Source organism: Microbacterium shimangi, assembly GCF_043556445.1.
Classification (GTDB): Bacteria; Actinomycetota; Actinomycetes; order Actinomycetales; family Microbacteriaceae; genus Microbacterium.
The window spans coordinates 348,773-360,760 of the sequence record NZ_JBIGII010000004.1 but is presented as its reverse complement, the minus strand read 5'-3'; the positions used below and the strand labels follow the sequence as shown (position 1 = coordinate 360,760).

Here is an 11,988-nt window from a genome sequence, read left to right as displayed (position 1 = left end):
CCGGCGCGCATGGCACCAGAACTTGTGTCCGAGTACATCAAGGAACTCCAAACCGATTCGATCGTGCTCGACCCCATGATGGGATCGGGGACTTTTCTTCTTTCCGCGGCTGCGAGCGGACACCCAGCCATTGGCTACGACAGTGACCCATTGGCGGTTCTAATCGCGAACGCCGCTGCTTGGGTCGGCGACGACGACGCCGTGATGGAACGCGCTCACGAAATCGTTCGGCTTGAAGCGGGATCTCAGTTCTCTATGGCTGACGAGGAATCCCAGACCTTCGCGAACTACTGGTTCGACTCGGTTTCTCAGCGGTCTCTCGCTGCCCTGGCGGCCGGGATCGCCGCGAGCGACCCATCGATGCACGCCGTCTTGTGGTGCGGCTTTTCGCGCCTCATCATCACGAAGGACGCGGGCGCGTCGCGCGCTCGAGATGTCTCCCACAGCCGACCGCATGTCGTGCGGGACAAAGCCAGCTTCGACCCGCTGATGCGTTTCGTCGCGGCCGTGCGAACGGTACTTTCGCGCCGACGAGGTCTGACTGAGGAAGCGCGCCAGCGACTCACGATCGCAAGGGGCGACGCGCGGGCGATGCCGCTCGAGGCTGGCACGGTCGACGCAATCATGACCAGCCCGCCTTACCTCACCGCCATTGACTACCTCCGCGGACACCGGCTGGCTCTCGTGTGGATGGGTTATTCAGTGGCTGACCTGCGGGAGCTTCGCGGAACCAACATTGGCGCGGAGCGAGGCGCGCTAGATGATCCCCAGCTGTCAGCCATACGTGCGGAGACCCTGTCGGGTGATCTCAACTCGCGGAAGACCCGTATCTACAACCGGTATCTCCTCGACCTGCAGTCGCTCCTCACCGAAATGGGTAGGGTGCTCAAGCCGGGCGGGAGTGCAACCTTTGTCGTAGCCAACTCCAATCACGGCGGCACGAGCGTTCGTGTTGACGACGCGCTCAGCTTTATTGGAAGCGCTGTTGGGTTCCAGGAGTCAAACCGGCGCACTCGAGAGATCCCGAGGAGCCGTCGGTATTTGCCTCCGCCAACCCTCGAGGGGTCGGCGCTGGACCTGCGAATGGGCATCGAGACGATCCTCACCTTAACGAAGAACCGCGCGTAGCGACGGGACAGGCGTTGGGCCGGACATCGCGGGGCGTCGCGCAAAAGTTCTCGTTCGCAGGCGTCGACGCACGCTGCATGCGAAGTCTCCCCTTCATGCTCGCGAAATGTACTGTCCGCTTCGATACCGCCCGCAGGTCGAAAGTGGCGGGGCCGGTCGTGCATAATCCGCGTGGTCAACGTCGCCTTGAATTGAGCTAGCCAGCGGAGGAGCGCGTCGGGACTATGGCCACGCAGGTCTCAAAGTCGACGACTGCTTCTACCGATCTCGTCAGCGGAGGAAGGGAGGTGCGCGGCCACTTTCGAGCCGCCCAGCGGGACTCGATATGCTCCACAAAACGGAGGAAAGATGACTAACGCCGATTCGATCATCAACGCAATCCGACGCGGAGAAGCAGTACTTCTCACGGGTGCGGGGTTCTCGCGCGGACTCACCGACCGCTTCGGCGACCCGTTGCCGATCGGAGCGGAGCTCGCAGAAAGCCTCTGGCCGATCGCCTTTGGCAACGAGCCGTTCGACGACAACACCGCGCTCGCAATGGTTTTCGAAGAGTCCTCGCGAAATTCTCGTACCCTGCTGGGCGAGCAGCTTGCGCGCCATTTCACGATCGACCAGGCGTTGATGCCTCCGCGGTATCTGGACTGGTTCTCACTGCCATGGCACCGCGTGTACACCCTCAACATCGACGACAGCGACTCCGCCTTGGCCGGCCTATTGCCCGATCGTTTGCAGATTCTTTCCGCGCTGAGCTCCACGCCGGGCGCAGTCAACTCCGCGCAACTCACCGTCGTTCACGTCAACGGAACACTGGAAGAGTTCCCAAATGTGACTTTTTCTCCATGGGAGTTCGCCGACCGAACAGCGCGCCAGGACGGTTGGTACCAAGAGTTCGTCACCGACATCTCGACACGACCCGTCGTCGTTGTCGGATCGGTGCTAGACGAGAGCCCTCTCTGGCATTACTTGCAGCTTCGGGGGAACCGTGGAAGCGGGCCAGAACTTCGACCGAAGTCGTGGCTTGTCACACCACACGTAGACCCCGGTCGCAGAGCCATGCTCCAGAGGCTCAATTTTGACCACCTGTCGGAGACAGAGGAGGATTTTTTTGCGCGCGTCCTTGCGCCCGCAGTCGACGCGCTAAAGACCATCCCCCGCCAAACGGTTCATGCGCTTGGACCGCTTCTGTCGGTGGACCGCTTGATCCGCGATGCGGACGCGGGGTCCCCGGACTTTCTTCTAGGGTCAGCGCCAGTTTGGGGTGATGTGGCCAACGGGTTCGCTGCCCAGTTCACGTTCGACGCAGATCTCCTGGCCGCAATCGACGCACTCTCGTCCGGGACGCTCGCGGTGACGGGAAGTGCCGGTTCCGGCAAGTCGACGTCGCTCATGCGAGCGGCAGCCACGCTTGCTGCTCGAGGTCATACGGTGGTCTGGCTCGACCGGGAAACCGAATCTACTCTCGCTCACATCAGAGACGAAGTTGCAAGGCTGATGCCTGACTATGTCTTCATCGACGACCTCGATCGCTTCGGCGGAGATGCCACAAACGTCCTGAGGGTCCTCGCCCAGACGTCAGACACCCTGATCACGATCGTCTCCACCCGCAGCGTTCGCTTCTCTCAACTCCGCTATAGTGAACGCCTCGTGTTGGAGGCCGCTCTTCACCAGGAGCAGCTCAGCACCGCCGATGCGGGCGCTCTTCTGGACCAGCTTGCTCGCGCCAACCGGCTGGGCGCGCTCAGGAGCCTGTCACGCCTGCAGCAGATCGAGAAGATCGTCGATCGCGACGATCGCCAGCTACTAGTCACCCTTATAGAGGCCACCTCGGGCACGCGGTTCCACGATCGGGTCGCAGAAGAATGTAGGTCGCTATCTGGGGCTGACCTCTCCATCTACGGTCTGATCTGCACCTCTATGTGGGCAGATAATCGTCGGCTGACTAGGCAGGACGTCCTATTTGCCGCTACACGGGCGAACGATTCCAACTCTGCGCTTACAGCACTTCGCCGCTTAGAGGACTCTCGGATCATTGTGGGCGATAGCCGTGGATATCGCGCCCGGCACCGAGTGATTGCCGAATCCGCAATCGATTATTTTCGGGAGGAAGGTCTGCTTGAGCACTGGCTTGCTGACCTGATCTTCCTGGCTGCCTCGCACTACACGCTGGGCAACGTGCGGCAAACACGTTATGGCCGCCTTCTGATCCGTTTGATCAACCACGACACTCTCAAACGCTTGGTGATCGACACTCCTACTATCCAACGGATATACGGCGAGGTCGAAGAGTGGCTGGCGTCCGATCCCCACTACTGGTTGCAGCGCGGCAGCTTCGAGACTGGCTTCGGCGATCTCGGAGCGGCAGAGAATTTCCTACGGCAATCTCGAGCGTTGCTCGAGGATGACGCCCGCATTGACACCGCGTGGAGCATGTTGCTGCTGAAGCGAAGCGTGGGCGCGCCTGCGTCGCCCGCCGCGCAGGCGGATGTGACAGAGGCGTTGGGTCTACTGAAGGCGATCATGCTCGACCCGGGTCAAAACACGCCCCACACGTACGTGGTATTTCTGACGCTAGGCCTGAAGTGGCTTCGCACCGCGCCGCTCCTTCGCCAGGAAAAGCTTTCACTGAAGGAGGATCTGCTCCACTTTGGACATATCGGGTCCATCCGTTTCCGCGACAACCTAGAAGTGCAAGACGCTTGGACTAGCACCGAGCGCTGGATGACAACGAACTTCGTCTGACACGAGACACTTCAAGCGTTCACAAGCGGGCTCTCGATGCCGTTGACTGCCCGTTGACAGCACGGGCGCAGCGGCGAACGCCATAGACGGTTTGCGGGGTATGCCGCCCGGAGGCGTCCTGGTGTTGGATGTGACGATGACGCACGGAACTCCAAAAGCGACTGAGCGCGAAGAACGGCCGCATGAGCTAGCTGTATTTCTTAGCCAAGATCTCGATGAGATCTCTTCGGAGTACACCCGCATTCGGGCACGAACGAAGGAAGATCCTGGAACGGCCGGGGATGAGGGAGAGGAGAATTGGGCCGAGTTGTTGCGGCGGTGGCTTCCGGCCACTTACACCATTGTGACCAAAGGACGGATCTTGGGAGCCGACGGGTCAGCCAGCCCTCAGGTGGATGTCATCGTATTAAAACCCTCCTATCCGCCGCGTCTAGCATCCAAGAAGGTCTACTTGGTCAGCGGCGTAGCCGCGGTATTCGAGTGCAAAACAACCCTTACCGTGGCGCACGTCAAGGCAGCGTTCAGAACGGCGAAGATCGTCAAAAATATGGGCGCGCTTGACGTGGGCACGTTTCAGAAAGAACTGAAGCGTGGGCCTATATTCGGGCTCGTGGCTCACAGCCATTCCTGGAACTCACCCCGGTCGGACCCTTTGAAAAACATGGATTCCACAATTCAAGCGTTGCATCGCGACGCGGAACATCCGCGGGACTTGCTAGACGTCGTTTGCGTATCCGACCTCGCGTCCTGGAATCTACACAGGGTCGCTTACGTTGGTCCGGTCGTCATCGCGAAGGAGCACTGGGAGGACCTGCAACTCACATATGGGCTTCCCGCCGAAGGGGGCGTGATGACCGCATTTCCGCGAAGAGATGACACGTCGCCTTCTAACCCGGTGGCCGTGCTTGTCGCGATGCTTCTTCAGGCGGTTGCGTGGGAAGACCCGGGAATGAGGCCGCTGGCCGACTACTTCAGACTCGCCGGCCTCTGGGGTTCTGGGGGCGGTGCGACCCGAAATTGGCCTTTAGGGGATGTTTACTCGCCGCAAACGATCGCCAGCATTGCCGGGCATGCCGTCCCAGCGGGGTGGAATGAGTGGGCAATCGCGAGCGCCTAGCGCACCATTTATGAGTCGCGTCGTTGCGATTCGCTCCCGGGCCCGGCACGTTGTTTGATCGGTTGCGCTTGCGCGCCCGCCGCTGGGCATGCAACCCACCGGTCTTTCGGGGGTCACCTAACCAATCCCGACACACGCTGGCCTGATCAGCGGGCATTTCGAAGCAGCGCTGGCGAGTGCGTCCTTAGCCGCAGTAGTGCGATGACTACCCCGGTGACTACGGTTGCGGTTCACGACTGACTGCTGGGGTGTCCCCCGATTCCGACGTGCCCCGTATTCCTATGTGACCGATTCACAGGGGGAAACATGGCAGGGCGACTAACCAAACGCGCAGACAACCGCTACACCGTCACATGGACGGTGGATGGGAAGCGGCACTTCTTCTACGGGAAGACGCAGGCCGAAGCTAAAGCAAAAGCCGAGGCGGCGCGAGCCAGGGTCAGGACCGGCGGACCAGTGCGCGACGCAACACGCGTCCTCGCTGATTGGCTTATCGAATGGACGGAAACCTACCTAGCCCTGAGCGACCGAGCTGAAGCCACGAAGATCATGCACGCCGGCTACTGCCGGACATGGATCATCCCCACCATTGGGCATATCCCGCTGGGCAGCCTGACAGGCAACGACATCAACCGGCTGCTACTGGCCATGAAGGCTGCCAGGAAAGCCGATTCCACCCGCCGCAACTGCTACACCACGCTGCGAAAAGCGCTGGATGATGCTGTCAGCAACGGATTGCTGGCCTTCAACCCGACACACAAAATTCGGCAGCCCGGCGTCAGTCGCCAGGAGGCGCGCTTCCTGACCCCCGCAGAGGTGACCAGGCTGCTCCGGACGGCCGAGTCACACCGTTACGAGGTCGTTCTCCGCTTCATTCTGGGCACCGGTGTCCGGCGCGGCGAAGCCCTGGCACTGTCCTGGACCGACGTCGACCTCGACAATGCACACGCCAAGTTGCGCGGTTCTCTAACCCGCCGCGGGCGTGAGCTTGTGGTCTCCGGAGTGAAAACCAAGGCGAGCAGGCGCACCGTCGCCCTGTCCCCGGCCATGACGACGCTGCTTCGCCAACATCGAGCATCACAGGCCGCCGAAAGGCTTCGGGCTGTCAACAGGTGGCGCGGCAGCGGGCTGGTCTTCACGACCGCGGAAGGCGCTCCTGTCGAGCCGCAAAATGTGCTGCGCACGGTGCGGGAGGCAGCACGGAAAGCCGATCTGATAGGGGTCACCGTGCATTCCCTGCGCCACACCTACGCAACGGCCGCCCTACTTAACGGAGTGGCACTCAAGGTTGTGAGCGCCAATCTCGGACATGCGTCCATCCAGATCACTGCGGACACCTACGGCCACGTCACCGACGACGCAGCACGTGCGGGCGCAGCCAAAGTCGCTGAAGCACTCGGCCTCTAATCACTCGACTCGAAAGGACAACACGAAGTGAACCGACAGAACAGCCCCCTCTCCCCCGAACGCTTCCCGTTCATGATGATGATGACGCGCTTGCCCTTCGCCCGAGCAGAATGGGGCGAACCGCACCTTCTTTCCCAGGACGAAGTAGCGCACCGGCTCGGAGTCAGCCGAACGACGCTGTGGCGGCTCATCAAGGCTGACCAGCTTGAGACGGTGGCGATCGGAAGCCGCACGTATGTTGTTCGGGCATCGATCGACGATTTCATCGCACGCAACTCGTCGCGGCGGGCCAGCTCATGAATGCGCAAGCCCCCGTTGCTTGGCAAACCCTTACCCGCAGGCGGGTGTTTCGCCATGTCGCCTCGCGCGATCTCAGTCCCGCCCAGGGCTTCATCGTTCTTCGGCTCATGGAGTATGCGGACTACGAAACTGGCGAGAATGCCTACCCCGGACTGTCTCGCCTGGGAGACGACTGCGGCGTCACGGAGCGCACGTTGTCCAGGGCTCTGCAGCAGGCGAAGACGCTGGGACTAATCCGGGAAACGCAGCACGGCGGCGGGTCCGGCGACAGCGCTCGGGCGTCCGTTTACCGGTTCCTCACGAGCGAGAAGAAACGTGCTCGGGGCGAAGCGGGGCCTACTACGGCCAGCGCTTCAGACAGCACTGAAGACGCGACTGCGCACAGTACTGCTGCCACAACTGAAGACAGCGCAGCAGTACTATCTCCTGTACCGGCCGGACCTCCCCACCCTCCTGTACCTATCCATACCGACTCTGGAGAAGCATCTATAGATACAAGGAAGAAGAAGAATAGTGAACTCTTAGAAGAACCCGAGGAGCTGAGGGTTCGGACTGACGAGGTGAGGAAGAAGGCCCAGCGTCTACAGACAAAGTTCCAGGCGAACGATGGAGATTCATCTGAGATGGACGACGACCCGTAGCCACCAAGCCTCATCGAGGGAGACATGCAGGGTTGAAATTCAGCAGGTACTGAGGGTGGTGCACTTCGACAGGCGGGTGTTGCCTCAAGACTTATCCGGCATTGGCCAGCCTGTCTGTCTGCGCTAACCCGGCAGCCGGGAACACGCGGGGTTGACGTCTTGGCCCCGAAGAAGGGTTTGCGCACTATCAACAAGTGCCACGCTGACAAAGCAACGCGACCAGGTACCGGAAGACGGCAGGTCCGCAACCGCTCCTGCCAGGCTTTGCAGGGAGAGCCCTCACTCCATCCGGTCTCTAAGACGCTTGGTGGCGCACTGGATCGCCTTTTTCGCAGCGTCCGTTGACTTGCCCAAAATTTCGGCGATGGTTTCGATGTCCCGATCGTCTATGTAACGCCATTTGATCAGCTTCAGATCCAGTGGGTAGTCCGTCGCCAACAACCGCAATGCCGGGCCTAGCGTTCGTTGCGCGTCCACCTTCTGGGCGACATCGCTAGAAAGGCTGGGTTGGTGGGCCAATTCGCCCATCAGTCGTTCCAGCCCCAAGCCGTCAGCGGCCTGGAAGTCGACGGGATCGGCTGGACGGGCCTTGCGCTGACGATCGAAGTCGATGGCCGCATTTCGAATCACGGTCTTCAGCCAGGCAATCGGAACAGCTGGTTCGCCTTCGTCATCGTCAGGAAGTCGATCCCGACCGAACGTCGCGAAGTACTTGATCATGACTTGCTGTTGCAGGTCATCCCGATCTGCGGCGGACCACCCGCCCCACTGCCGTCTGACGGTCCTTCGCACCGCGTCTTCAGCGGCACGGTACGACGGAAGGTCGGTTCCGTGTTGTCCCACCCGTCGTCCGCCTGCATTTGTGTCCACGACGGGCACTGTAGCGCCCGTCAGCAAACGAAAGGTACCCGGGTGTCCCCGAAGTGCGGTCGCCGCCCGTATTCCCGTGTGCGGCCATACAGCGCCGCACAGAAAGGAATGGCCATGTCACGACTGACACGGTTGGCAGACGTATGCCAGCTGACCGCCCAACTTTGGGTGGGCGGTGAACTGCGCAAGGGCGACCGGATCTTTGCACAGCGCCAGCTGGAAGAACTGAAGGGGCTTGGGATCGGGTCGATCATTGACACACGGTTCGAAGGCAATGACATCGGCTGGGTAACGGAAGACAACCCCACGATCGACTACCTACACATCGGGGTTCAGGACGCCGGCTATCGAATGCCCGACAGTTGGTTCGACGACGGCACGGAGTACGCCACGGAGGAATTCGAGCGGGGCCGTGTCGTACTGGCGCACTGCCAGGCAGGCATCAACCGTGGCCCGACCATGGCCTTTGCCATCCTGCTGACGCAGGGCTGGGAAGTTGTTGATGCGCTTAGTCACATCACCCGCGCGCGCCCCATCGCCCGGATTGGTTACGCCGAAGATGCCGTGAAGTGGTGGTTCGGCAAGATTGATGCGTCCCACGAAGACGGTCACGCCCAAATCGACAGGGTCCGCCAGTGGCGCGTCGACAATCAGTTGCCGCGGCGTAGCGACAGGGGCGGCTTCAGCGAAACGCGGTGAACGCCGCCTTCATCCGCCACCTTCACATCGGCCTCTAGAAATACACCCTTTTCGCCAGTGCACCGAAGGTCGAGCCTGAGATGCTTCTCCGGGACGTCGAGTGGCCCCAACGCTGTTGTGCAGGTGTGCACAGGTCATACCGCCACTAGTAGGTCCATGTGCCCTTAAGAGGAACGATCCGTCGATTCGCTCCTTCAAGCGCCGTGGAAGGCTGGGAACGTGTGTCTTATGCCGCCACTGGGCGATTGCTCACCTCTCCACTAAAGGACAGGTCCTGGCCTCATGCGTTCACAGTCGCGACGACTCCGGACGGCGGACCATCCTGATCTGCGTCCGATTGACGAGTTGTCCGTGCTCCCGGGGTAGCCGCCGTGCGCGTGGGCTGTTGATAACGGCAGTGGCAAAGGGCCGTTCTGCGCTACCGTCACGAGATGCGCGGCGCACTCACACCGATCCGTCCCTGGCTTGACGACTCTGGGTTGACGACGGAGCCACAACTGCACGTGTTCGACGGTGAGAATCCGCCGCTCGATCAGGCGTAAGCGCGGTGTACATGCCAGTCCTTCTCAGCGCGGTAGACGTCAAATACCACGCTCTCCCCCATTGCGTCCGTTTCTTGAAAGCGCCACCCGTACAGGCCGTGGTGTTGCTCAACCGGCGCTGACCACACCGACTCCCGCAACCGGGTTGGCATGTCAGTGACGCGCCAGCGACGACCGTTGTAGATCATCCGCGCGGGGATGTCGTTGACTAGCCATAGCGTCGTCTCGGATGCCCTCGTCGTCGTGCTCATAGCTTCCAACATTAGTACACACGTTCGAACCCCACTAGTCTAGGCCCCTGCGGAGGGAGGCGCTTTTGGGTCGAACCGAAGGTACAGCCATCACTACGACAAGCTCATGGATCAACGCATCGTCGAGCGCGTCGCCGCCACAGCAGGACCGCTGCAGTCCCTCAGCCGCGAGGAGCTCGAGCTAGATGCCGAACCGGTAACGCGAGATCCGCAGCCGAAGTCAGCTCGCGCGTGGGTACGTTTCGGTGGAACCCCCGTCTTAGTGGACGCGGAGGTTGTCAGCTGGACATCGTCCGCGATCGCCATCCGTTTCACGATTGCCGACGTCGAGCACAAGGCCTGAGTCTGGGCCTCCGCCGTGCGAGAGAACCCATCGAGTCAAGGAGCTAGTTCGTAGTTCTTACCGTGCTTTTTCATGACCCGCGTGTGTTTTGGTGTTATACCGCCACTCTGCAACCCCCAGGGAGCTCCCCCGCGCCGAGTGCATAACCCCGCATCGTGGCAACAACCCGGGGGCCGCGTGTGCCCACGCAGCTGTTCCATTGCCGAAAGCTGTGGGCCGTCCCACCAGTTCAGTACTGTTCCTACGTGACCGCCAACGAGAACGCCATTCGTGACGAGCTTGCGAACCGTCTGCCGCTCATTGAGCCCGGGCTTGAACACGTGAGCAACAACTTCCACCTGCGGAACGCTCACGGGGCTGACGGCTTTGTCGACATCTTGGCGCGCGACTCCACTGGCGCGTTTGTCGTCATCGAGCTGAAAAAGTCGACCTCAACATCACGGCAAGCACTCCATGAGGTCGGAAAGTATGTCGACCTTCTCAGTCGAGCTAAGGGGCTGCCGCCTGACCGGATCAGAGCCATCGTGATCTCCACTGAGTGGCACGAGCTCCTGGTGCCCTTTAGCTACTACGTGCACCAGAGCAGCTTTGATCTGCAGGGCTTCGTGCTCGAGCTGTCCGACGACGGACTGACGCCCATTCGAACCTCACGCGTGAGTCCGTTGTCGCGCAGCACACCACGCAGTCTGACGGCGTCACAGAGACGCATCGATGGACTGCCTAGCGCGCAGCTTGAGCAAAAATGGTCGGAGGTGAAGGATCGCTTGAACTCCCTGGACGTTGTGGATCACGTCGCACTGCACCTGTCTGAGGAGGCGGGGCAAGGGAAGATGGTCGTGCTTGCGCTTGGGACGATCGCCGCGGAGACGCCTCGTGAGCCAATGCTCGAGGTACTGCTCGCGGACGGCGACTTTGACCAGGACGATCTAGGAGCGATGCCCACTGAGGAAGTCGTGCTGCTCGGCATGGAGTACGAAGGGCTTCCGCTTGGCGTGTGCTATCCGGAAAAGGTAGGCGCGCTGCTTGGCGCGCACGGTTGGCAGATCGACGATATTGAGCGCTCGGGTGTCTTCCAGGACCTCGAACTCTTCCCGGAAACAGACGTCCGAAAAGCATGCGAAGGATGGACGGGCGGTCTATCCACCCAGCATTTCCAAGGGAGGGCGCGGACGTCAAATTCTCTCCAATGGGCTGCCCTTCGAGGCTCCATTTCCCTAGTAATCGCCGAGTCTCCGGGTTGGGTCGCTCCGGCGCGCCTATGGCTAGATGAACTCCAAGCGGCGGGTTCGCAATGGGACATCAGCGTCAACGTCTACGATCCGAACGACATGCTCCAGGCGCTCCTACACGGTTACCGGACGATGCAGTGGATGGAACTCGTGCCTAACTTCGGAATGGCCGTGGAAGCTCCAGACAATCGCGGATTCGGACTTTTTGGGTATCTAGGGTGGGACGGAACAGAGGTCGACATTGTTGGAGGAGTCCGCCTCGCATACAAGAACATCGGTGAATGGGGTGACCTGCGTGCCTTCGACGGCCAGGCTGAGGCCAACGCGAGACTCCTTGACTCCTGGCACCTGTCTCACGTCCTGGCGGAGAAGTACGCCGCGCAACCTGTGGCGATGGTCTTATCCGCCCAGAACGGCCTACTTGGCCGAGCCAAAGGCACGCAGGCGGATCTTCGCGAGGGCCTTCTAGAGGCGATGTCGATGAAGAATTTTCTTCAGGCACACGCAACGCAGCTTGACGAACTCGTCCGCTACCTGCGGGCTCACGTTCACGTCGACCCCGGTTCTGCGACCCAGATGCACGCGTTCAACGCGGCCACAGACTCGGACTGGTACTAGTCGACAAACGTCGCACGCGCTCTAACCCGACGGTTGGCGGGTTGTCACGAACAAACAGGACCCCCGCAGAGGACGTCAGCTCACAAACGTTCCCTGACTACACG

General features: G+C 61.0%; 11 protein-coding genes. 9 read left to right on the top strand and 2 right to left on the bottom strand.

Annotated features, from left to right (window positions below):
- Positions 1-24 precede the first annotated feature (24 nt).
- From ACFXQA_RS08520 to ACFXQA_RS08495, 6 genes are all read left to right on the top strand, one after another.
- Positions 25-1,128 carry a hypothetical protein gene (locus ACFXQA_RS08520; RefSeq protein ID WP_394519391.1) on the top strand — a complete coding sequence of 368 codons (1,104 nt, stop codon included), beginning with the start codon at positions 25-27 and terminating at the stop codon, positions 1,126-1,128.
- 348 nt (positions 1,129-1,476) lie between these two features.
- Positions 1,477-3,867, top strand: coding sequence for a P-loop NTPase (locus tag ACFXQA_RS08515; protein WP_394519390.1), 2,391 nt, complete (start codon positions 1,477-1,479; stop codon positions 3,865-3,867).
- A gap of 121 nt (positions 3,868-3,988) precedes the next feature.
- Positions 3,989-4,984 (top strand): DUF6602 domain-containing protein, encoded by a 996-nt coding sequence (locus ACFXQA_RS08510; RefSeq protein WP_394519389.1) that lies wholly within the window; start codon positions 3,989-3,991, stop codon positions 4,982-4,984.
- Between the two features lie 306 nt (positions 4,985-5,290).
- Positions 5,291-6,391: a tyrosine-type recombinase/integrase gene (locus ACFXQA_RS08505; RefSeq protein ID WP_394519388.1), complete on the top strand. Its 1,101-nt coding sequence runs from the start codon at positions 5,291-5,293 to the stop codon at positions 6,389-6,391.
- A 27-nt stretch (positions 6,392-6,418) separates the two neighbouring features.
- Complete coding sequence (locus tag ACFXQA_RS08500) at positions 6,419-6,691, top strand: helix-turn-helix domain-containing protein (RefSeq protein ID WP_394519387.1); 273 nt, start codon at positions 6,419-6,421, stop codon at positions 6,689-6,691.
- A complete protein-coding gene (locus tag ACFXQA_RS08495; RefSeq protein ID WP_394519386.1) occupies positions 6,688-7,332 on the top strand; it encodes a helix-turn-helix domain-containing protein in 645 nt (214 codons plus the stop codon). Before ACFXQA_RS08500 ends, ACFXQA_RS08495 begins: the two co-directional genes overlap by 4 nt.
- A gap of 279 nt (positions 7,333-7,611) precedes the next feature.
- On the opposite strand, the gene ACFXQA_RS08490 is transcribed toward ACFXQA_RS08495, so the two are convergent.
- Positions 7,612-8,052, bottom strand: a complete 441-nt coding sequence (locus ACFXQA_RS08490) for an RNA polymerase sigma factor (RefSeq protein WP_394519385.1) — start codon at positions 8,050-8,052, stop codon at positions 7,612-7,614.
- A 264-nt stretch (positions 8,053-8,316) separates the two neighbouring features.
- Between ACFXQA_RS08490 and ACFXQA_RS08485 the strand changes: the two genes are divergently transcribed.
- Positions 8,317-8,901 carry a dual specificity protein phosphatase family protein gene (locus ACFXQA_RS08485; RefSeq protein WP_394519384.1) on the top strand — a complete coding sequence of 195 codons (585 nt, stop codon included), beginning with the start codon at positions 8,317-8,319 and terminating at the stop codon, positions 8,899-8,901.
- 532 nt (positions 8,902-9,433) lie between these two features.
- Here ACFXQA_RS08485 and ACFXQA_RS08480 read toward each other — a convergent pair.
- On the bottom strand, positions 9,434-9,694 hold the full coding sequence (locus ACFXQA_RS08480; RefSeq protein WP_394519383.1) for a hypothetical protein: 261 nt from the start codon (positions 9,692-9,694) through the stop codon (positions 9,434-9,436).
- Positions 9,695-9,800: 106 nt separating this feature from the next.
- Between ACFXQA_RS08480 and ACFXQA_RS08475 the strand changes: the two genes are divergently transcribed.
- The gene (locus tag ACFXQA_RS08475; RefSeq protein ID WP_394519382.1) at positions 9,801-10,037 is read left to right on the top strand and encodes a hypothetical protein; all 237 of its coding nucleotides are present in this window, start codon (positions 9,801-9,803) and stop codon (positions 10,035-10,037) included.
- A gap of 245 nt (positions 10,038-10,282) precedes the next feature.
- The gene (locus ACFXQA_RS08470) at positions 10,283-11,884 is read left to right on the top strand and encodes an endonuclease NucS domain-containing protein (protein WP_394519381.1); all 1,602 of its coding nucleotides are present in this window, start codon (positions 10,283-10,285) and stop codon (positions 11,882-11,884) included.
- Positions 11,885-11,988: the final 104 nt, after the last annotated feature.